18 protein-coding genes are annotated in these 21,771 nt (G+C 69.2%); 14 read left to right on the top strand and 4 right to left on the bottom strand.

Going from position 1 to position 21,771, the window contains the following annotated elements:
- Positions 1 to 62: 62 nt before the first annotated feature.
- The 7 genes from ACWDU4_RS06285 (at position 63) to ACWDU4_RS06255 (ending at position 8,916) form a co-directional block, all read left to right on the top strand.
- Positions 63 to 1,436: an MFS transporter gene (locus ACWDU4_RS06285; protein ID WP_450112998.1), complete on the top strand. Its 1,374-nt coding sequence runs from the start codon at positions 63 to 65 to the stop codon at positions 1,434 to 1,436.
- Positions 1,436 to 2,326 carry a shikimate dehydrogenase gene (locus tag ACWDU4_RS06280; RefSeq protein ID WP_450112997.1) on the top strand — a complete coding sequence of 297 codons (891 nt, stop codon included), beginning with the start codon at positions 1,436 to 1,438 and terminating at the stop codon, positions 2,324 to 2,326. Before ACWDU4_RS06285 ends, ACWDU4_RS06280 begins: the two co-directional genes overlap by 1 nt.
- 180 nt (positions 2,327 to 2,506) lie before the next feature.
- Positions 2,507 to 4,462: an oxidoreductase gene (locus ACWDU4_RS06275; protein ID WP_450112996.1), complete on the top strand. Its 1,956-nt coding sequence runs from the start codon at positions 2,507 to 2,509 to the stop codon at positions 4,460 to 4,462.
- Positions 4,459 to 5,277 (top strand): aldo/keto reductase, encoded by an 819-nt coding sequence (locus ACWDU4_RS06270; RefSeq protein WP_450112995.1) that lies wholly within the window; start codon positions 4,459 to 4,461, stop codon positions 5,275 to 5,277. The genes ACWDU4_RS06275 and ACWDU4_RS06270 overlap by 4 nt, the downstream gene beginning before the upstream one ends.
- Positions 5,277 to 6,377 (top strand): Gfo/Idh/MocA family protein, encoded by a 1,101-nt coding sequence (locus ACWDU4_RS06265; protein ID WP_450112994.1) that lies wholly within the window; start codon positions 5,277 to 5,279, stop codon positions 6,375 to 6,377. Before ACWDU4_RS06270 ends, ACWDU4_RS06265 begins: the two co-directional genes overlap by 1 nt.
- Positions 6,374 to 8,101 carry an FAD-dependent oxidoreductase gene (locus ACWDU4_RS06260; protein ID WP_450112993.1) on the top strand — a complete coding sequence of 576 codons (1,728 nt, stop codon included), beginning with the start codon at positions 6,374 to 6,376 and terminating at the stop codon, positions 8,099 to 8,101. The genes ACWDU4_RS06265 and ACWDU4_RS06260 overlap by 4 nt, the downstream gene beginning before the upstream one ends.
- Positions 8,098 to 8,916: a sugar phosphate isomerase/epimerase family protein gene (locus ACWDU4_RS06255; RefSeq protein WP_450112992.1), complete on the top strand. Its 819-nt coding sequence runs from the start codon at positions 8,098 to 8,100 to the stop codon at positions 8,914 to 8,916. The genes ACWDU4_RS06260 and ACWDU4_RS06255 overlap by 4 nt, the downstream gene beginning before the upstream one ends.
- On the opposite strand, the gene dapE is transcribed toward ACWDU4_RS06255, so the two are convergent.
- Positions 8,893 to 9,978, bottom strand: a complete 1,086-nt coding sequence (gene dapE, locus ACWDU4_RS06250) for a succinyl-diaminopimelate desuccinylase (RefSeq protein ID WP_450113043.1) — start codon at positions 9,976 to 9,978, stop codon at positions 8,893 to 8,895. The two genes, ACWDU4_RS06255 and dapE, sit on opposite strands and share 24 nt — an antisense overlap.
- Positions 9,979 to 10,067: 89 nt before the next feature.
- Positions 10,068 to 10,976 (bottom strand): SMP-30/gluconolactonase/LRE family protein, encoded by a 909-nt coding sequence (locus tag ACWDU4_RS06245; protein WP_450112991.1) that lies wholly within the window; start codon positions 10,974 to 10,976, stop codon positions 10,068 to 10,070.
- 92 nt (positions 10,977 to 11,068) lie between these two features.
- Between ACWDU4_RS06245 and dapD the strand changes: the two genes are divergently transcribed.
- On the top strand, positions 11,069 to 12,022 hold the full coding sequence (gene dapD / locus ACWDU4_RS06240; protein ID WP_450112990.1) for a 2,3,4,5-tetrahydropyridine-2,6-dicarboxylate N-succinyltransferase: 954 nt from the start codon (positions 11,069 to 11,071) through the stop codon (positions 12,020 to 12,022).
- A gap of 64 nt (positions 12,023 to 12,086) precedes the next feature.
- On the top strand, positions 12,087 to 13,496 hold the full coding sequence (locus tag ACWDU4_RS06235; RefSeq protein WP_450112989.1) for an amino acid permease: 1,410 nt from the start codon (positions 12,087 to 12,089) through the stop codon (positions 13,494 to 13,496).
- 21 nt (positions 13,497 to 13,517) lie between these two features.
- On the opposite strand, the gene ACWDU4_RS06230 is transcribed toward ACWDU4_RS06235, so the two are convergent.
- Positions 13,518 to 14,174, bottom strand: coding sequence for a TetR/AcrR family transcriptional regulator (locus ACWDU4_RS06230; RefSeq protein WP_450112988.1), 657 nt, complete (start codon positions 14,172 to 14,174; stop codon positions 13,518 to 13,520).
- Positions 14,175 to 14,310: 136 nt separating this feature from the next.
- On the opposite strand from ACWDU4_RS06230, the gene ACWDU4_RS06225 reads away from it, so the two are divergent.
- From ACWDU4_RS06225 to mhpA, 5 genes are read left to right on the top strand one after another with little or no spacing between them, the layout of a single operon-like run.
- Entirely contained in the window at positions 14,311 to 15,444 is a 1,134-nt protein-coding gene (locus tag ACWDU4_RS06225; RefSeq protein WP_450112987.1) for a VOC family protein, read from the top strand.
- The gene (locus tag ACWDU4_RS06220) at positions 15,441 to 16,382 is read left to right on the top strand and encodes a fumarylacetoacetate hydrolase family protein (protein ID WP_450112986.1); all 942 of its coding nucleotides are present in this window, start codon (positions 15,441 to 15,443) and stop codon (positions 16,380 to 16,382) included. The genes ACWDU4_RS06225 and ACWDU4_RS06220 overlap by 4 nt, the downstream gene beginning before the upstream one ends.
- Positions 16,379 to 18,265, top strand: coding sequence for an acyl-CoA synthetase (locus ACWDU4_RS06215; protein ID WP_450112985.1), 1,887 nt, complete (start codon positions 16,379 to 16,381; stop codon positions 18,263 to 18,265). Before ACWDU4_RS06220 ends, ACWDU4_RS06215 begins: the two co-directional genes overlap by 4 nt.
- A gap of 5 nt (positions 18,266 to 18,270) precedes the next feature.
- On the top strand, positions 18,271 to 18,630 hold the full coding sequence (locus tag ACWDU4_RS06210; protein WP_450112984.1) for a DoxX family protein: 360 nt from the start codon (positions 18,271 to 18,273) through the stop codon (positions 18,628 to 18,630).
- Complete coding sequence (gene mhpA / locus ACWDU4_RS06205) at positions 18,627 to 20,219, top strand: bifunctional 3-(3-hydroxy-phenyl)propionate/3-hydroxycinnamic acid hydroxylase MhpA (RefSeq protein ID WP_450112983.1); 1,593 nt, start codon at positions 18,627 to 18,629, stop codon at positions 20,217 to 20,219. The genes ACWDU4_RS06210 and mhpA overlap by 4 nt, the downstream gene beginning before the upstream one ends.
- A 14-nt stretch (positions 20,220 to 20,233) precedes the next feature.
- Here mhpA and mqo read toward each other — a convergent pair whose 3' ends face one another.
- Positions 20,234 to 21,739: a malate dehydrogenase (quinone) gene (gene mqo, locus ACWDU4_RS06200; protein WP_450113042.1), complete on the bottom strand. Its 1,506-nt coding sequence runs from the start codon at positions 21,737 to 21,739 to the stop codon at positions 20,234 to 20,236.
- Between the last annotated feature and the right edge of the window lie 32 nt (positions 21,740 to 21,771).

The following is a 21,771-nucleotide window of genomic DNA, read 5'->3' as shown; positions in this document are numbered from 1 at the left end:
TCGAGTGACGTGGCGCGATTCGCGCCTGCACCGCCGGTTTCCTGGGGACGAAAGGACCACCCATGCCACGCACGTCTGAGCCCACCGGCGGACGCTCGAATCCGAATGCCCGCCGCGCCGCGATCTCGGGCTTTCTCGGCAGCACGCTCGAGTACTACGACTTCTTCATCTACGGATCCGCTGCCGCTCTCGTGTTCGGCAAGATCTTCTTCCCCGGCGACGGCGCGACCGCGACCCTCCTGTCGATCGGAACCCTCGGCGTCGCCTACATCGCCCGCCCGCTCGGCGCGGTGATGTGGGGTCACCTCGGCGACCGGTTCGGACGCAAGAACGCACTGCTCGCGTGCCTTCTGATGATGGGCGTCTCGACGTTCGTCATCGGCTGCCTGCCGACCTACCAGACGATCGGCATCGCCGCGCCCATCATCCTGGTGCTGCTGCGGCTGCTCCAGGGCCTGTCCGCCGGCGGGGAGTCGCCGGGGTCGTCCTCGCTCACCCTCGAGCACGCCCCCGCCGACCGCCGCTCGTTCTTCACCTCATTCACCATGAGCGGCATCATGTTCGGCATCGTGATCTCGAGCCTGGTGTTCATTCCGGTCGCCTCGCTTCCGGACGAGGACCTCTACTCGTGGGGCTGGCGGGTCCCGTTCTGGGCCAGCATCGTCGTCACCGTCGTCGCGTTGTGGCTACGTCGTCAGCTCGAAGAGCCCGAGGTCTTCGAGGAGATCAAGGAGAACGACGACGTCGTCGCCATTCCCGTCGTCGAGATCTTCCGATCGCACGGGATGACCGTCCTGCGGGTCGCCGTGAGCTCGACGTTCGCCATGATCAACACGATCGTCAACGTGTTCGCACTCGCCTACGCGGTCAACGTCGCCGGCATGGAGCGACAGACGATGCTCTGGGCAATCGCGACAGCGAACTTCGTCTCCGTCCTGTCCCAGCCGTTGTTCGGCATGCTCGCCGACCGGATCGGCCGCAAGCCGTTGTTCGTGTTCGGCGCCATCGGCTCCGGCGCCATGGTGTTCGTGTTCTTCCACGCCATCGGCACCGCCAGCGTCCCGCTGGTGTTCGCATCCGGCATCGTGCTGATCGGCTTCTTCTATTCGATGCCGAACGGTATCTACCCCGCCTACTTCCCGGAGCAGTTCCCCGCCAAGGTGCGCTACACCGGCATGGCGGTCAGCCTCATGATCGGTCTTCTCGCGGCCGGTTTCACACCGGCGATCGCGCAGGCGATCTCCTCGGGCGACACCAGCAACTGGACCCCGGTGGCATGGATGTGCCTCGGCTTCGCGGTCGTTGCCGCGGCCGCGGCGATGTGCGGTCCCGAGACGCACCGCACCCCCACCGAACTGCTCGGCGAGCCGGCGGGACGCGAGGCACAGAAGCGCGCGACCGCCGATTCCCGCGAGCTCGTCGGGAGCGACGTCTGATGACAGTCAACGGCCGCACCCACCGGATCGGACTCGTCGGAGCAGGTATCGCGACGTCCCTGTCGCCGCGCCTGCACACACGGGAGGCGTCCGAACTCGGTCTCGCCGACTACCGGTACGAGCTGATCGACCTCGACGACCACGCTGTTCCCGTCGGGGAGACGGGCGCGCTCCTGCACCGGCTCGCCGCAGAGGGCTGGACGGGGTTCAACGTCACCCACCCGTGCAAGCAGGAGGTGATCGGCGCACTCGACGACCTCTCCGACAACGCCGGACTGCTCGGCGCCGTGAACACGGTCGTCGTCTCCGGAGGCCGGCTGATCGGCCACAACACCGACCACAGTGGGTTCCTCGCGGGACTTCGCAGGGGACTGGCGGGCGCGGACCTGGGCACGGTACAGCTGGTCGGCGCCGGTGGCGCCGGGTCGGCCGTCGCCTACGCGCTCGCGTCGGCGGGGGTGTCGGAACTACGGATCGCCGACGCGGATCCGGCTCGCGCGGCGGACGTCTGCAACCGGGTGTCGAGTTCGTTCCCCGGCACCGTCGCGGTCACGGTCTCGCTCGACGAGATCGCTGCGGGCCTCGACCGGTGCACCGGTCTGGTCAACGCGACCCCGATCGGGATGGTAGGCCACCCGGGCACCCCGGTGGATCCCGCCGCGCTGCACGCCGGATTGTGGGTCGCGGATGTGGTGTACCGGCCGATCAGGACCGAGCTGCTGGCCGCCGCGGAGCGGGCCGGATGCGCAGTCCTCGACGGCGGGCAGATGCTCGTCGCGCAGGCGGCGGACACGTTCGACCTGCTCACCGGGCAGTCGGCCGACCGGACGCGCATGCGCGCCCACCTGGCGGACCTGCTCACCGACCAGCAGGTGGCGGCCGGCCTCTGACCGCCGGCTCGGCGGCAGGATCGACGCACGCATTAACCAAGACTGAAATACGCATAATCTTGCGTTGATTCTGTCGCCAAGCCCATGCAAAGTGGATCGTGTGGCCCCCGTCGCTCCAGTCGACGGACGTGACGCGACCACAGCCTCTTCTTGATTTCGTGATTGTCAGGAGTGACGACGATGACCTCCACACCGCCCTTCGCGGAGCCACTCGACCTGGGTGGTTTGCGGATGCGCAACCGCTTCGTGTCGGCGCCGATGGAACGCAACTACTGCGAGTTCGACGGCACCATGACGGACCGGTACATCGACTACCTCGCGCGCCGCGCCGCCGGTGGCGCGGCCCTCGTCTTCACCGAGGCGAGCTACGTCCGCGCGGACGGCAAGGGCCGTATCCGGCAGATGGGCGTCGACGTCGACGAACGCATCCCCGGGATCGCACGGATGGCACAGGCGGTGCACGCCCACGGCGCCCTGGTCGGCGTCGAGCTCAACCACGGCGGCCGCACCGCACAGGGCGCGGTCAGCGGATTCGTGCCGGTCGCCCCGACTCCGATCCCGTGTCACGTCGTCGGCGGCGAGATGCCCGAACAGCTCGAGCCCGACGACATCGAGCACATCATCGAGTGCTTCGGCGAGGCCGCGGCCCGCTGCAGGCAGGCGGGCGTCGACGTGATCTCGCTGCACGGCGGCCACGGCTACCTGATTCACCAGTTCCTCTCCCCCGCCTACAACAAGCGTGAGGACGAGTGGGCCGACCCGACCCTGTTCGTGAACCGGGTGATCGCCTCGGTGAAAGAACATGCGCCGGACATCGTTCTGGGACTGCGGTTCTCGGCATTCGAGGCCGTCGAGGGGGGCCTCGATCAGGAGACCACCCGGGCGCGCATCGACGCGATCCACACCGACCGGCTCGACTTCCTCGACGTCTCGGCGGGCAACTACGAATCCGGGCAGTGGATCATCCAACCAGGTGAATGGGAGCGCGGCCTGCTGGCGCCCTACTCGGAGCCGTACAAGCGGGACCTCGACCTGCCGATCGGCGTCGCCGGACGGATCAGCTCGCCGGACGTCGCGGCCCGGATCATCGCGTCGGGGCAGGCGGACTTCGTGTCCATGGCGCGAACGCTGCACGCGGACCCTGACTTCCCGAACCGCGCGATCGACGGCGGCCGATACCGCCCCTGCATCGCCTGCAACTACTGCATCGACAGCCTCGCGGGAGGCGAGATCCCGTGCTCGGTCAACCCTTGGGTCGGACGCGAGACGCAGCAGCCGACCGCCCCGGCCGAGGTGCCGGTCCGCGTCGCGGTCGTCGGCGGCGGCCCGTCCGGGATGGCTACTGCGCGCGAGCTCTCCGCGGTCGGGCACCGGGTCGATCTGTACGACGAAAGAGAAAGCCTCGGTGGTGATTTCGCGCAGGCATCGAGACTGCACGAGTACCCCGAGTACGGCCGGATCGTCGACTGGTACCTCGACGAGCTCACCGACCTGGGCGTGACCACGCACACCGGAATCCGCGTCCAGGCCGCGACCTTGGCCGACAGCGACTTCGACGCGATCGTGCTGGCGACCGGCGGCCGCGGCCCCGCCCTCGACGCCCCGGGGTCCGACAGCCGCCGGATCCGTGACGTCCGCGAGTTCCTGCGGTCGGGTGACCCTGCGCCGGAGGCGATCACGTTCTTCGGCGCGGACCGCGAGGCCGCTGCAGTCGCCGACGACCTGCTGCAGCTCGGCACGAAGGTCGTCATGGTCGGCCCGCAGGAAACCATCGCTCACGACGTCGGCCGCCGCGGCAAGATCGTGCTGCTGCCCCGGCTCGCGGCCAGCGAGAACCTGACCACCCACCTGTCGTCGATCGTCAAGCAGATCACGGCGGACACCCTGGTGATCTCCACCAACGGCGTCGAACGGGAGGTGCCCGCGCCGGGCGAACTGCTCGTCTCACAGGGCGTCGAGCCGCGTGTGGACCTGCTCGCCGACCTGCGTTCGCTCGCACCGCGACTCGGCGTCCACACCGTCGGTGACGCCAGCGGCGACGGCGGCTCCATCCACGCGGCGGTCGTCACCGCGGCCGCCGCCGCGAAGGCGATCACCGCCGCAGCGGCGGCATCCCGAGAGGAAGCCCACGCATGATCCGCGAGTCCGGGATGCGGCAGGCCATGCCCCCGATCGGTCTCGGCACCTGGCCGCTCACCGGCGCCGACGCCACCCGGTCGGTGCTCAGCGGCATCGAGGCCGGCTACCGGCTGATCGACACCGCATCGATCTACGGAAACGAGGACGCCGTCGGCGTCGCGCTCGCCGAGTCCGGCCTGCCGCGCGACGATCTGTTCGTCACCACGAAGATCCGGGGCAACGACCAGGTGTCGGGCGACGTCCGCGGCGCGCTGGAGCGGAGCCTGGAGAACCTGAAACTCGACCGGCTCGACCTGTACCTGATCCACTGGCCGCTACCGCGGATCGACCGCTACTCCGCGACCTTCGAGGCGATGCTGGCGTGCCGGGACGCGGGCCTGGTCCGGTACCTCGGCGTCTCCAACTTCCTCGGCCACCACCTCGAACGAGTGGTCGCCGACACCGGGGAAGCACCGGCCGTCAACCAGATCCAGATGGACCCGTCGCTCGCCCGGATCCCGGTCCGGAAAGCGAACGAGGCGCTCGGGGTGTTCACCCAGTCGTGGAGTCCACTCGGTCGCGGCGACGTGCTCGGTTCCCCCGTCGTGGTCGACATCGCGGAACGCATCGGCGCAACGCCGGCCCAGGTGGTGCTCGCCTGGCACCTCGCACAGGGTGTGGTTCCGGTTGTCCGGTCCGCGAATCCCGCTCGGCAGGCCGAGAACCTGGCGGCGCATCGCGCCACTCTCAGCGCCTCCGATCTGGCCGCGCTGAACGGGCTGGACCGCGGAGAGTCCGCGGTCCGGGACGTCGAGACGGAGGAGCACTTCTGATGGGCGTCACCACACTTCGGGTCGGCATCGTCGGCTGCGGCAAGATCGCAGGCAACCACGCACGCGCCCTGGAGCAGGTACCCGGCGTCGACGTGGTCGGCTGCTCGGACCTCGACCTCGACCGGGCCCGCGCCTTCGCCGCCGAGTACGGAATCGCGAACGCGGTACGCACCGTCGACGACCTGATCGCACTCGGACTCGACGCCTGCACCGTCTGCACACCGCATCCGGTGCACGAGGAGGTCGTGCTTGCCGTGGCCGCGGCCCGCGTACATGTGCTGTGCGAGAAGCCGATCGCGGTGGACGTCGCGGCGGCCGACCGAATGATCGAGGCCGCCGACCGTGCCGGCATCACGTTCGGGGTGCTGTTCCAGCGCCGATTCTGGCCGGCCGCCCGCCGGATCAAGGCGGCGATCGATGACGGCAGCCTCGGCACACCGACCCTCGGCGAGGTGTCGGTGATCCTGCACCGCTCGTCGGAGTACTACTCGGCCGACGCGTGGCGCGGTCGCTGGGACACCGACGGCGGCGGCGTGCTGATGACCCAGGCCGTGCACCAGATCGACATGCTGCAGTGGTTCCTCGGCGAGGCAACCCAGGTCAGCGGGTTCATCCGCACCCACACCCACAGCGAGCACATCGAAACCGAGGACAGCGCCTCGGCAGTCGTGGCGTTCGCCTCCGGCGCGACCGCCACGATCACCGCCACCACCGGCGCGAACCACAACCTCGGCAACCGTGTCACCGTCGTAGGCGCCTCCGGAGCGATCGCCAGCGTCCTCGAGTTTCCGGAGGGCCGCGAGGGTGTCAACGAGATCTGGACCGCCCCGGGCGAACTCGCCCTCGGCTCGCCGTACTCCCCCGACATCCACGCGAACCTCGACGTCGCGGACGTCAACACGGGCCTGACCGACTTCCACACACTCCAGGTGCAGGACTTCGCCGATGCCGTCCTCGCCGGACGCGAACCCGCTGTCACAGGACGCGACGCCCGCGCATCCCTCGCGATCGTCGCGGGCATCTACGAGTCCTCCCGCACCGGACGAGTCGTGGACCTTCAGGCGGCATCCATACCAGTCACAACGAAAGTGAACCGATGAACCCCGACGCACCCACCACCCCCACCTACGACGTCGTCGTCGTAGGTTCCGGCGCGGGCGGCCTGTCCACCGCGATCGCGGCAGCCCACGGCGGCGCCTCGGTCCTGGTGGTCGAGAAAGCCGACGTGTGCGGCGGCGCGACCGCGTGGTCCGGTGGCTGGATGTGGACTCCGCGCAACATGTTCGCCCATGCCGACGGAGTCCACGAGGACCGCTCCCTGCCCCGCACCTACCTCGAGAACCGACTCGGCGACAACTTCGACCCCGCGAAGGTCGACGCCCTGCTCGACGGCGCACCGGAGATGGTGGAGTTCTTCGAGAAGAAGACCGCGCTGCAGTTCACACCGGGCGTGAAGATCGCCGACATCCACGGCGACACTCCCGGCGCAGGCACCGGGCACCGCTCGGTCGGCCCGAAACCGGCGAGCCTGCGCAAGTTGGGCCCGGACGTGGCGAAGCTGCTGCGCCGCCAGTTGTACGAGACCTCGTTCCTCGGCATGGGCATCATGGCCGGACCGGACCTGCAGGCGTTCCTGCACTCCACCCGGTCTGCGAAGGCCTTCGTGCACTGCGGTGTCCGCGTGACCCGGCACATGATCGACCTGGCCACCAAGCGGCGCGGACAGCAGCTCGTCAACGGCACCGCCCTGGTCGGTCGGCTGCTGCGCTCGGCCCTCGACGCGGGTGTCGAGATCAGGGTGAACACCGCAGCCACAGCATTGACCACCGACGTCTCCGGTGCAGTGACCGGGATCCGGCTCGACGGCCCGGACGGCGCCTACGCCGTCTCGGCCCACCGGGGTGTGGTGCTCGCGACCGGTGGCTTCACGCACGACATCGATCGGGTTCGTGAGCTGTTCCCGCGCACCCCCACCGGCCGCGAGCACTGGACACTCACCCCGTCCACCACCACCGGCGACGGCATCTCCCTCGGCGAGTCGGTCGGTGGGCGCCTCGACGACGGCGTCGCCTCCCCGGTCGCCTACTGTCCAGTGTCGATCGTGAAGTACCGCAACGGAAAGCAGGGCGTCTTTCCGCACATCCTCGACCGCGGCAAGCCGGGCGCGATCGGTGTTCTCGCGGACGGTCGCCGCTTCGTCAACGAGGCTCTCGGCTACCACGACTACACGCTCGCGATGATCCAGGGGGTGCCGGAGGGCCAGGAGGTGTGCTCCTGGCTGATCGCCGACTCCCGGTACATGCGCTATCTCCCGCTCGGCTTCGCCAAGCCGCTCCCGATCCCGCTGTTCCCGTACGTGCAGTCCGGCTATCTCACCCGCGGCGAGTCGCTCCGCGAGCTGGCGGAGAAGATCGGCGTCGACGCGGACGGACTGGAGAAGACCGTGACCGCGTTCAATGAGGGCGCCCGCCTTGGCGTCGACCCCGAGTTCGAGCGCGGCACAACACCGTTCACGAAGGGGTCAGGCGACTACGACAACCCGTGGCCGAACCCGTCGCTCGCGCCGCTGGAGAAGGGACCGTATTACGCGGTCAAGGTGCTGCCCGGCAGCTTCGGGACCTTCGCCGGACTCGTCACCGACGCGCGGTCCCGCGTCCTCGACCGGGCCAACCAGCCGATCAGCGGCCTGTACGCGGTCGGTGTCGACCAGTCGTCGGTGATGGGCGGTCACTACCCGTCCGGCGGCATCAACCTCGGCCCCGCGATGACCTTCGGCTTTCTCACCGGCCGGGCGCTCGCCACCACCACAGGAGACAACAAGTGACCGCCAAGCTGGGTCTGGCCGCCCTGACCGTCCTCGACACGGCACCACTCGAGCAGGTGGACCTCGCCGAGCGGCACGGCTTCGACACCATCGGCATCCGGCTGCTGCCGGCCGCACCCGGCACCACGGCGTACCCACTGCACGAGGACCCGGCCGCGCTCGACGCCCTGCTCCGCCGACTGGCCGACTCACCGGTCGACGTGTTCGATCTCGAAATCATCCGGATCGGTGCGGATTTCGACCCCGCGCACCACGTCCCCCTGCTGGAGGCCGGCGCGCGACTCGGCGCGAAGGCCGTCCTGGTCGGCGGCGACGACCCCGACCGCGCACGGCTGACCGACTCGTACGCCCTGCTCGCCGAGCTGTGCGGGCGGTACGGGATCGTCGCGAGCCTCGAGTTCATGCCGTGGACGGCGGTGCCGAACGCCAGGGCGGCCGTGGAGATCGTCTCGCAGGCCGACGGACCGGGACGCAGCGTGCTCGTCGACGCGCTGCACGTCGCCCGGTCGGCAACCACCCTCGACGATTTGGCAGCCATTCCGCGCGAGTGGCTGCACTACGCGCAGATGTGCGACGGCTCCGTGCCGTCGCCCACCGACGACGCGGAACTGATCCGGCACGCCCGCGAGGAACGCCTCGTCCCCGGCACCGGTGGCATCGCGCTCGCGGACATCTGGGCGACGCTGCCTGCCGATCTGCCGATCAGCATCGAGTTGCCGAACGAGCCGCTGCGCCGCGCGGCGGGCACCGGCCCCTGGTTGGACCGTCTCGTCGCCGCGACCCGCGAGGTGCTAGTTGCTCAGGTAACCCCGTAGTACCGCGGTCACGTCGGTGATCTGCTTCACCGGCACCCGCTCGTCCCGCTTGTGCGCGAGGTTCGGGTCGCCGGGGCCGTAGTTCACCGCCGGGATGCCGAGCGCCGCGAAGCGGGACACGTCGGTCCAGCCGTACTTGGCCCGGAACCGGCCCCCCGCCGCGGTGATCAGCTCGGCAGCGGCAGGCGCCGACAGTCCCGGCAGCGCCCCCGCCGAACTGTCCGTCACCTCGAACCCGAGCCCCAACCCGTCGACCACCTCTCGCACGTGGTCGACGGCCTGCGCGACGCTGCGGTCGGGCGCGAAGCGGAAGTTCACGTCCATCTCGGCGGCATCGGGCACCACGTTGCCTGCCACTCCACCGGCGATGCGGACAGCGGACAGTCCCTCGCGGTAGACGCAGCCGTCGATGTCCACCGACCGCGGCTGGTAGTCGGACAGCCGCTGCAGCAGCGGGGCGAACTTGTGGATCGCGTTGTCGCCCAGCCACGATCGGGCCGAATGTGCGCGCACCCCGGAGGTGGTCAGCCGCACCCGCAGCGTGCCCTGGCAGCCGGCCTCGATGAAGCCGCCGGACGGCTCACCGAGCACCGCCACGTCGGCCTGCAGCCAGTCCGGCAGCTCCCGTTCGATCCGGCCGAGGCCGTTGTACGTGGCGGCGATCTCCTCGCAGTCGTAGAAGACCAGGGTCAGGTCGTGCGCGAGGTCCTCGATGGTCGCGGCCAGGTGCAGGAAGACCGCGTCCCCCGACTTCATGTCGACGGTGCCGCACCCGTGCAGCACGTCGCCCTCCGCGGAGTCCCGCTCCCGACGGCTCGGCACGTTGTCGGCGATCGGGACGGTGTCGAGATGCCCGGCGAGCATCACCCGGCTCGGCAACCCGAGGTTGGTGCGGGCCAGGACCGCATTGCCGCTGCGTGTCACCTCGAAGCCGATGGTCTGCTCCCGCAGCGCCAACTCGACGGCGTCCGCGATCAGTGCCTCGTCCTTCGACACGCTCGGAATGTCCACGAGCGCGGCGGTCAGATCGATCGGGTCGGCGTGCAGGTCCAGATACGGCAGCGCAGTCACCCGCCCAGCCTAGGCGGCCGCGCCGCCCGTGAGTCCTTTCGGCCCGCCGGTGGACCAAAAGGACTCACGACGCGAAGCGCCTACACCGCATAGATCGCGCCGTCGAAGCCTGCGCGGAACAGCCGCCCGGCCGAGAAGCCGGCGTCGCCGTTGCCGTAGGTCACGACGCTGGACAGCGGCAGCCCGGAGGCGAGGACGCAGAACCGGTCGGGACCGTCGACGCGCAGGATCTGACCGGAGACGTCGGTCGGGACGACCGGGCGGCCCTGCGGGTCGAGCACCAGTCCGTCCGGTGCGGCGAAGGCGTCCCCGCCCGTGAACGTGACCACCGACTCCGGGGCGGCGGGGTTCGCGGTCGGGATCCGGCTCACCCCCGGATTGCTGAAGGTCCGCGACACGTACAGGTACCGGTCGTCGGCGCTGAGCGCGGCGCCGTTGGCGCTGGGCAGCACCGCCCAGTCCGGTTGCACCACCCCGTTCGGCAGCACTCGGCCGACCAGTGAGCCGAAGTCGTTGGTGGCGTAGACCGTCCCGTCCCGGGCGACGGCCATCCCGTTCGCGGCGCTGAGTCCGGACGCGAACGGACGCATCGCGCCGGTGTTCACGTCGACGGCCACGATGCCCGCCGAGCGGGTGGCGTCCCCGGTCAGCACCCGCGCGTCGGCGCCGTATCCGACGAGCAGGGAGCCGTCCCGCGCCCAGGCAAGCGCCCCCGCGCCGCCGCTGGGGACGGTCGCGATCGGCACCGCGGGGGCGCCGGGCGCGTCGAGACGGAACACCCGACCCGAGACCAGGTCGGTGACGTACAGGCGACCGGCTCCGTCGACGGCCGCCCCCTCGAGGACCGCGCCCGGCACACTGCCGACGAGCACCGGCGACCGGCTGTCCGGGCAGGCGGGAGCGGCTGACACTGCCGGCGCCGAGACGGTTCCCGCGACCGCGGCCAGCGCTGCAGCGGCGACGACGAGTCGGATCCTGGTTCCTCGCATGGCCACGCCTTCCCTCGGTCGGGTCCTTTACAGCGTTACACGAGGTAGGCGGCTGTGCTGGTTCAGCTGCCCGGCCGGTAGCCTGGGTGCCCGTGAGCATTCAGGGAGCTACCGCAGTCGGTATCGCAAACGTGACCACGGGTGGGGTCGTCCTCGACACCTGGTACCCGGAGCCCGCGCTCGGCGAGGCCGCCGAGACCGGCACCGTCGTCCTCGACGGGGCCGACGTCCCGGCCGAGCTGGCCGCGCTGACCGGCGAGGACGCCGGTCGCGGCGTCAAGCAGGTCGCCGTCCGCACCTCGATCGCCGATCTGTCCGCCGCCCCCGTCGACGCACACGACGCCTACCTTCGCCTGCATCTGATTTCGCACCGACTCGTGCAGCCGCACGGCCTGAACCTCGACGGCGTGTTCGGCCTGCTCGCCAACGTCGTGTGGACCAACTTCGGTCCGTGCGCCGTCGACGGCTTCGAACTGGTCCGCGCCAAGCTGCGCGCCCGCGGCGCGGTCACCGTGTACGGCGTCGACAAGTTCCCGCGCATGGTCGACTACGTCGTCCCGTCCGGCGTTCGCATCGCGGACGCGGACCGGGTCCGCCTCGGCGCCCACCTGGCGTCCGGCACCACCGTGATGCACGAGGGCTTCGTGAACTTCAACGCCGGCACCCTCGGCAACTCGATGGTCGAGGGCCGCATCTCCGGCGGCGTGGTCGTGGACGACGGCTCGGACGTCGGTGGCGGCGCCTCGATCATGGGCACCCTGTCCGGTGGCGGCAAGGAGGTCATCTCCGTCGGCAAGCGCTGCCTGCTCGGCGCGAACTCCGGCCTGGGCATCTCGCTCGGCGACGACTGCGTCGTCGAAGCAGGCCTCTACGTCACGGCCGGTACCAAGGTCACCGGCCCGGACGGCACCGTCGTCAAGGCCAAGGACCTCAGCGGTCGATCCAACCTGCTGTTCCGCCGCAACTCGGTCACCGGTGGTGTCGAGGTGGTCGCGAAGTCGGGCAGCGGCATCGAACTGAACGCGGCACTGCACGCGAACGACTGACACCCGTAGGCCTCAAACCCGTACGTCCGACATCCGTACGACCTAGACCCGAACGACTGGATTCATGAAGTACTCCGAGGAACAGCCCACTCCGACCACAACCGGATTGGGGGACACCTCCCACCTCGGCCACGGCCTGAAGGTCCGTCATCTGACGATGATGGGCCTCGGGTCCGCGATCGGAGCGGGGCTGTTTCTCGGCACCGGCGTCGGCATCGCCAAGGCCGGGCCGGCGGTCCTGATCTCGTACGTCATCGCGGGCATCATCGTCATCGCGGTGATGCGGATGCTCGGTGAGATGGGTGCCGCGATCCCGGCATCGGGCTCGTTCAGCCACTACGCCCGGATCGGCATCGGCGAGTGGGCCGGCTTCACCCTCGGGTGGCTGTACTGGTTCATGCTGATCATGGTGCTCGGCGCCGAGATCACCGGCGCCTCCGCGATCGTCAACAGCTGGCTACCCGGCATCCCGCAATGGGTGGTGGCGCTGGTGTTCGTGACCTTCTTCGCGGTGGTGAACCTGTCGAAGGTCCGCAACTTCGGCGAGTTCGAGTTCTGGTTCGCCGCACTGAAGGTCACCGTGATCGTCGCGTTCCTGGTGATCGGCGTGCTGCTGGTGTTCGGGCTGCTGCCCGACACCGACCCGGTCGGCACCACGAACCTGTTCCACGAGGGCGGCTTCATGCCGAACGGTTTCGCCGGCGTCGCCGCGGGACTGCTGGTGGTTGCGTTCGCGTTCGGCGGCATCGAGATCGTCACCATCGCCGCCGCCGAGTCGACGAACCCGGAACGATCCATCGCGTCCGCGGTGCGCAGCGTGGTGTGGCGGATCAGCGTCTTCTACCTCGGCTCGATCGCGATCATGGTGCTGGTGCTGCCGTGGAACTCGGAGCAACTGGAGAGCGGCCCGTTCGTGGCGGTGCTCGACCAGGCGCACATCCCGTATGTCGCGGGGTTCATGGAACTCGTCGTCGTGGTGGCGCTGCTGTCGGCGTTCAACGCCAACGTCTACGGCACCTCCCGGATGGCGTTCGCCCTCTCCCGCGACGGTGACGGCCCGGCCGCGCTGTCGAAACTGTCCCCCACCGGAGTGCCGACGAACGCGGTCCTGGTGTCGGTGTTCTTCGGGTTCGTGTCGGTTCTGCTGAACTGGCTGCTGCCCGACTCGCTGCTCGAGATCCTGCTCAACGCCGTCGGCTCCGCGCTGCTGGTGGTGTGGATCTTCATCGTCGTCGCGCAACTGCGGCTGCGTCGCCGCCTGGAGGCCGAGGGCAGGCTGACCGTCAAGATGTGGCGCTTCCCCTACCTGAGCTGGCTCACCCTCGCCGCCCTCGGCGGGCTGATCGTGCTGATGCTCACCGACGCCGACGCCCGCAAGCAGCTCATCTCCACTGCGATCCTGACCCTGGTCATCGCCGGGCTGTCGGTGCTCAACGCACGGCGGCGCAGAGGGCAGGCGCCGACCCCGGCCTGACGGGAACGCCGTCCGTAGGCGTCAGGCGGCCGACCCGGCGACGGCGGCGACGTCGGGAAGCGGCCGCCGACAGATGCGGTGGGCTTCCTCCGCGGGCAGCCCGAACGCGCACAGGACGTCCTCGGTCATCTGGTCTGTCGCTTCGGCGTCGTCGCGGTCGGGCTGATCGTGCAGGAGCTGCCCGAGACCGATCGCCGCGCCCGCCGCGAGGGCCAGGGCAACTTGCGGGTCGCGGACCGTGAAACGCCCTGCGGCGGTTGCCGCCTCGATGTCGCGCAGGGCGCGCGGCGCCAGACCGTGGTCGGACGTGATCAGCGCCGACCCGTTGGCCAGTAGGACCCGGCAGAGTTCGGGCTGGATCCGGTGCAGTCGCCCGGTCAGCCGGAATGCCTGCGCGAACACCTCGGCCGGGTCCTCGATGTCCCCGGTCAGCCGGTCGAGCAGGTCGCCGTGCGCTTCGAACGCGTCGTCGACGGCCGCCTGGAAGAGCTGCTCCTTACTCTCGAAGTGGTTGTAGAACGATCCCATCCCCACGTCGGCGGCCTGGGTGATCTCGAGCACGGGGACGTTCGGCGTGCCCTCGGCAATGAAGGTTTGAGCGGCCCGGATCAGCGCGGCGCGGGTGCGCGCCTTGCGCCGCTCGAGACGGCTCGTCTTCTCGTCGCTGCCGTCGGCCATGACGCGTCTCCATCTGCTGTGGCGGAACCCAGCCCAACCTAGCATTCGCGTTCAATTCTGACGATTTCGTCAGAACCTCTTGACTGACGAATTAGTCGTAAGTGACGATATCGTCATCATGTGAGGAGGAGCACAGATGAGTGACCGTTCCGGCACCCACACCGACGTACACAGCGACCGGGGAGCCCTCCGCGGCGAACACCCCGGTCGAGCAGCGAATCCGGTCGTCAAGGTCCGCGACCTGGCCTGGCTGGAATTCGAGAAGCCCGACCTGGTCGCCGCGGAGGCCTTCGCCCGCGCCTTCGGGTTCGCGACAACCGTCCGCACCGCCGAGGAACTGCACCTGCGCGGCACCGACGCGGGGGCGCCCTGCGTGATCATTCGCAGGGGCGCTCGGTCGTCCTTCGTGGGCGCAGCGTTCGCCGCCGACGACGCCGCCGACGTCGGGCGCCTGGCGGAGGCGACCGGCCATACCGTCCGGCCGTTACCCGAGAGCGTGGGCGGGGTGGCCGTCGATCTCACCGATCCGAGCGGCACAGTGGTCCGCGTGGTCGCGGGAATGCGCTCGCTGCAGGAACTGCCCGGCCAAGGACCGCAGGTGCTCAACGTCGGACATCGGGCCCTGCGCACCAACAGCACCCAGCGACCGCCACGCGAGCCCGCGCGGGTGGAGCGCCTCGGCCATGTCGTCCTACAGAGCACCCGGTACCTGGAGACGCTGAACTGGTACCTGCAGCACCTCGGGCTGATCGTCAGCGACTTCCTCTACTACCCCGGCCAGCGCGAACGCGGGCCGGTGATGAGCTTCATCCGCTGCGATCGCGGCACCGTCGCCACCGACCACCACACACTCGCCCTGACCCTCGGGCCCTCGAACCGCTACGTGCATTCCGCCTACCAGGTCTGCGACCTCGACGCGGTCGCCGCGGGCGGCCAGTACCTGCTCGACCACGGCTACCGGCGCTCGTGGGGAATCGGCCGGCACATCCAGGGAAGCCAGATCTTCGACTACTGGCGCGACCCGGACGGGTTCCTGGTCGAGCACTTCAGCGACGGCGACCTGTTCGACAGCACCCTCGAGCCCGGGTGGGCGCCCATGAGCGCCACGGGGCTCGCCCAGTGGGGGCCACCGGCCACGAAGGACTTCCTCGGCATCGCCCCCGGGCGGGAGTCCCTGGTCGAACTCCGCGCGATGATCTCCTCGCTCCGCGAGGACAACGAATTCGATGTCCAACGCCTCCGCGGCCTACTGAAAGTTGCCTCGACATGAGCATTTCCGTCCTCCGCACCGCCGACAGCTGGTGGGTGCAAACCCCCGACGGCGCCGCCGAGATCGACACCGCGGCCACCACCACCGCCGAACTCCTGCGCGACCGCGCCGCGATCGAGGCCGCCGCGACCGCTGAAAAGTCCGTCCCCGTCGAGACCCTGGAGTTGCTCTCACCGATCACCGCACCGTGCCGAGTGGTGGCGCAGATGACCAACTACGCGTCCCACGTGAAGGATTCGGGGATGAACCCCGCGACCGTTCCGCTGACCTTCTTCCGAAAGGCGTCCGGATCGATCAGTGGTCCCTTCGCCGACGTGGTCAAACCCGAGCACGTCCGCCTCCTCGACTACGAGGTCGAGATCGGGCTCGTAGTCGGTGCGCCAATTCCCGTGGGCACCACCATCGACGACACCAACGTCGCCGACTTCGTGGCCGGACTGGTGATCACCAACGACATCTCCGCCCGCGACATTCAGCTGCCGAAAACCCAGTTCTACGAGGCCAAGTCGTACCCGACCTTCACCCCCACGGGGCCGGTGCTGGTCCTGCTGGAGGAGGGCGACTTCTCGTGCTTCACCGAATTGCGCCTGACGACGCGAGTGAACGGTGAGGTCCGCCAGGACATGATGGTCGGCGCGGACATGATCTACCGGCCCGTGCAGGCCCTGCAAACGCTGACGCGATTCCAGCGACTCGACGCAGGCGACCTGGTGTTGACCGGAACACCCGGCGGCACCGCGCTGACGGCACCCCCGAAGCCCATCGAGATCATCGGTTCGCTGCTGCCGCCTGCGGTGAAATGGAAGAGCTTCTTCAAGACCCAGGCGAAGAACCCCAAGTACCTGAAGGACGGTGACATCCTCGAGCTGGCGATCGCCACCGAGGACGGCAAGCTGGACCTCGGAACCCAGCGGACGCGAGTGAGGTACGCCCGATGAGCGACGCCCTCCTGTGGCCGACCTACGCGCATCCCGGCGACCTCGCCGCCATCGAGGAGGTCCCGCTCGCGGATCGCGAACTGCCGGCATCGACCTACCACCTACTGGCTCGCGCCGCGAAGCTGTGGCCGCAGCGCCCGGCCCTGATCTGCCTGCCGGACGCGACCCGGTGGCGTGAACCCGCGGAGCGCACGCACGCCGAGCTGCTCGCCGACGTCCATCGGACGGCGAATCTGCTGCACAACACCGGGGTTGGGCGCGGCGATGCCGTCGCCCTGCTGTCGCCGAACTGCGACGAGCTGATCACCGCGACGCTGGCGTCCCAACTGGCGGGTATCGCAGCACCGATCAATCCTGGCCTGTCCCCCGGTCACATCCGGGAACTGCTACGCCGGTCGGGTGCGCGCCTGCTGATCTGCGCCGGCCCCGAACTCGACGCCACGGCATGGGCGACGGCACGCGAGATTGCCGCAACCGGCGCCGTCGATACCCTGTTGGTCCTTCGCCCCACCGGCGTGGCCGAGACCGCGGAGTTACCCCCGATCGACGGCGTGCGGGTCGCTCACCTCGCGGACGCTGCGGCGGGATTCGACCACACCCGGTTCGCCGGCACCGTGCCCGCCTCGGCCGACCTGGCCGCGCTGTTCCACACCGGGGGCACCACCGGCACCCCGAAACTGGCCGCACACACCCACGCCAACGAGGTCGCCAATGCGTGGATGATTGCGGCGAACTCGGTGCTCGACGAGGATTCGAAGATCTTCGCCGGCCTGCCACTGTTCCACGTCAACGCCCTCGTCGTTACCGTCCTGGCACCGCTGCTGCGCGGGCAGGCCGTGGTGTGGGCCGGGCCTGCCGGTTACCGCGATCCCGCCGTGTACGGCGCCTTCTGGAAGATCGTCGAGCACTATCGGATCGCCACGATGAGCGCGGTGCCGACCGTGTACGCCGTGCTCTCCCACTGCCCCGTCGACGCGGACATCTCCAGCCTGCGCGCGTGCATGGTGGGGGCGTCGATGCTGCCCGCCGCCGTGCGGGCGGGATTCGAATCACGCACCGGCGTCCCGCTGCTCGAGGGCTACGGGCTCACCGAGGCGACGTGCGCCAGCGCTCGCAGCTTCTCCGATGCACCGCGGCACGGGTCGGTCGGACAGCGGATGCCGTACCAGAAGTTCAAGGCGGTCCGGATCGACGACCGCGGCCGCTGGACCGACCTTCCGTCCGGCGAGGCCGGCACCATCGCCATCAGCGGTCCCACCGTCTTCGCCGGCTACGTCGTCGACCTGGACACCTCCGGGTTCGTGCTGGACGGGTTGGGCGCCCTCGTCGACGGGTGGCTCGACACCGGCGACCTCGGACGCGTCGATTCCGACGGTTTCGTGCACCTGACCGGCCGGGCGAAGGACCTGATCATTCGCGGCGGCCACAACATCGACCCGGCGGTGATTGAGGACGCACTTCTGGACCATCCGGCCGTCACGGGCGCGGCCGCGGTGGCGTCTCCGGACCCACACTCCGGCGAGATCCCGGTCGCCTACGTCACCCTGGTGCCCGGCGGCGACGTGAGCGAGAGGGAACTGCTCACCTGGGCCGCCGAGCGGGTCACCGAAGCGGCTGCCGCCCCGAAGTCGGTGACCGTGACGGATGCCCTCCCCGTGACCGACGTGGGCAAACCGTACAAGCCGGCCCTGCGTGCCGATGCCGCGCGCCGCGTCGCCGCACTCGCCCTCCGGGACATTGCCGGCGTCGAGGACGTGCAGAGCGTCATCGAGGACGGTGCGGTCGTCGTCGCCGTCACCGTGGCACCCGACACGGATCCGGCCGCGGTGAAGGCGGTACTCGACGGGTACCCGGTCTCCTGGCGAATCGAGGAACGACCGTGAACGGCATGAAACTTCTCGCGCCGGTCCTGTCCGTCCTGATCGCCGTGGTGTTCGCGGTACTCGGGTCCGCGAAGGTCGCCGCCGTCCCACCGATGCGTGAACGTGCTGCCCACGTCGGCTTCGGTGTCGACTCCTACCGCAGGCTCGGTGTCGTCGAATTGACCGGTGCGGTAGGGCTTCTCGTCGGCTTGGCCGTGCCTGCGGTGGGTCTGGCCGCGTCAGCGGGATTCGTACTGCTGCTCGCGGGCGCGCTGATCGCCCACGCCCGCGCCGGCGACGGCGCAAAGGAGATGGCTCCCGCGATCGTCGTGGGTGCCGCGGCCCTGACCTGCGTGGTCGCTCTCGTGTCCGTGGTGGCGTCGTGACAGCCTCGACGTATCCCGTGGTCATCGTCGGTGCCGGCCCGGCCGGGCTGACGGCGGCGACGCTGTTGGCCCGGCACGGAGTCGAGTGCCTGGTGCTCGACCGCTGGGAAGACGTCTATCCGCAGCCGCGCGCGGTGCACCTCGACGACGAGGTGTACCGGATCGTCGCCCGCCTCGGCCTCGCCGAGGAGTTCGCCCGCATCTCCCGTCCCGGGCTGGGTCTGCGTCTGGTCGATCGGGACCGGGCCGTGTTGGCGGAGTTCCGGCGCAGCGCTGCCACCGGTGCACATGGCTTTTCGCAGGCCAACATGTTCGACCAACCGGAGTTCGAGCGGCTGCTGCGCTCGGGACTCGACCGCCACGAGAACATCACGCTCCGTGGCAATGTCGAGGTCGCCGACGTCGTGCACACTCGCCGCGGTGTCCGCGTCGAGTTCACCGATCGTGCCGGCGGTGTGCGCGAATTCGTCCACGCCGACTACGTTCTCGGGTGCGACGGCGCGAACAGCATCGTGCGGTCGTCCATCGGTTCCCGGATGGAGGACCTGGGATTCGAGCAGCGTTGGCTCGTCGTCGACATCGCGACCGACAGCGACCTCGGCCATTGGGAAGGCGTGCACCAGGTCTGCGACCCGGTCCGGGCGGCGACGTACATGAGAATCGGCGAACTGCGATACCGGTGGGAGTTCCGCTTGCTCCCAGGCGAAAGCGCAGAGGACTATTCGACCCTCGACCGCCTGCGGTCGCTGATCGCACCGTGGACCGGTGGGGTGGACGCGACCGAACTCGAACTCGTTCGGGTCGCTGAATACACCTTCCGCGCCCAGGTCGCCGACAGGTGGCGCGACCGGCGGGTGTTCCTGCTCGGTGACGCGGCCCACCTGACTCCGCCGTTCATCGGCCAGGGGATGGGCGCCGGACTGCGCGATGCCGCAAACCTCACCTGGAAGCTCGCCGGCGTCCTCGCCGACACCCTGTCCCCCACCTGCCTAGGTACCTACCAGCAGGAGCGAAAACCTCACGCGACCTCCATGATTCGACTCGCCGTGGCCATGGGATGGGCGATGACCGAAGGCGGCGAGTTCGGCGACTCCGTGCGTCGACGACTTGCCCCTCTGACCGCGAGGATCCCGACCTTGGGTGCGAAGATCACCGACGGTGTCACCCCGGCACTGCGGCCATCAGCCCTCGTCCATCGGGGCGGACTCCGCCGCGGACTGGCCGGAACCCTCTGTCCGAACCCGGTTCTCGGAACCGACGGTCGACGCCTCGACGACGCCGCACCCGATCGGTTCGTGGTGGTGACGTCGATCGAGCCCACCGACGGCCAGCGTTACGAGATCGAGCGTCGCGGAGCGGTCGTGTTGCGGGCACCGGCCGGATCGGACCTCGCCCACTGGCTGGCACGGGGCCACGTGACCGCCGCCGTCGTCCGACCCGACCGGACCGTCATGCGCGCCGGGCGGTCGCTGTCGAGCCTGTACACGACGCTGCCGACGTTCACCGCGCAGGCGGGTCGAGACGGTTTCTCGGTCGGAGTGGGCGGGCGCCCCGACCTCTACCGCACATCCGGCTCGTTGACGCGGTAGCTCAGCGGCATTCCTCATCGGTCGCCGTTCCTCGTCTCGAGATCAAGTGCGAGAGAGGTTGAATCGACCGACTCTTTCCAGGTGGCGGTATCCCGGTTCGCGGTTGCGGAGTGCCCCGGTATCGCCTCATCCATGAGGCCGCTCCAGGAGGTTTGCCACCGGTCCGGGAAGCACCGCTGGAGCAGTTCGAGCATGATCGGCACTGCCGTCGACGCCCCGGGTGAGGCGCCGAGAAGGCCCGCGATGGTCCCGCCTCCTCCCACAACGAGTTCGGTTCCCTGTTGAATCACGCCGATGCGGCGACGGTCCGGCGTGACCAGTTGCGCGCGCTGCCCGGCGGGAACCAGGTCCCACTGGCGGATGTCCGCTTTCGGGTAGAAGCGCTGCAGCTTGGCGAACTTCCTTCGAGGTCTCGCAGCGAGTTCGCCGATCAGGTAGCGCACCAGCGACAGGTTCTGGATGAGCGCTGCCGCGATGACGTGGAGGTTGTGCCATCGCAGCGTGGCGAAGAAGTCGGTCGGTCGGCCGGCCTTGAGCAGCTTGGTGCTGAAGGTCGCGTAGGGGCCGAATATCAAGTGCTCGGTTCCCTCGATGAACCGCCTGTCGAGGTGAGGCACGGACATCGGCGGCGCTCCGATCGCCGCCTGGCCGTATACCTTCGCCTCATGGCGGGCGACGACGTCCGGTTCCGAGCAGCGGAAGAAGGCGGCCCCGACCGGCAGCACTGCGTACCCGCGTACTTCGGGAAGGCGAGCGCGCTGCAGCAGACGCAGCGCCATTCCGCCTGCTCCCACGAACACCCGTCGCCCACGCAGCTCGAACCTGCCACTACTTGCGTTCCCACCGACAACCCATGACCCGTCCGGTGACCGGCGCAGCGCGCGCACCTCGTGCCCGAGCAGTACCTGCCCACCGGCGTCGGTGACGATACGGATCAATCCCTCTGTCAGAGCGCCGAAGTCGACATCGGTACCGCCGGGATGGCGGGTGGCTGCCATCGGCTCGTCACGAGTCCGCCCTTCTGCCATCAGAGGCGCCCACTCGCTGATGCTGGCGGGGTCTTCGCTGTACTCCAGCCCGTCGAACAGCGGATCGCTCGTCAACGTCTCGAACCGTCGCCGAAGGTAGTCGATGTCATGTCGCCCGAAGACGACATCCATGTGCGGCGTGGTGTGGATGAAGGTGTCCGGGACCAATAGACCCTTGGTCGCGAGGTGGGCCCACCATCGGCGACTGAGGTGAAACTGCTCCGCGATCGTCGATGCCTTGCGTCCATCTGCCGGATCGGGCATGTAGTTCAGTTCGCAGAACCCGCTGTGTCCGGTGCCTGCGTTGTTCCACGGACCGCTGCTCTCGGTGGCCAACCCGGCCGCCCTGTCCAGCAATACAATCCGCCATCCGGGCTCGAGAATCGCGAGCATCGATCCCAGGGTCGCGGACATGATTCCGCCGCCGATCAGGATGACATCGGCATCGGGCTCGTCGCACGAGCCCGGCACGGTGTTCGACGATTTGCCCATCTGACGCACGCTCCCGAGGTAGAGGATCAGTG

It is taken from the genome of Rhodococcus sp. NPDC003348 (assembly GCF_053589375.1).
Note: the sequence above shows the minus strand (reverse complement) of the source record. Positions and strands in the feature narration are given on the sequence as shown.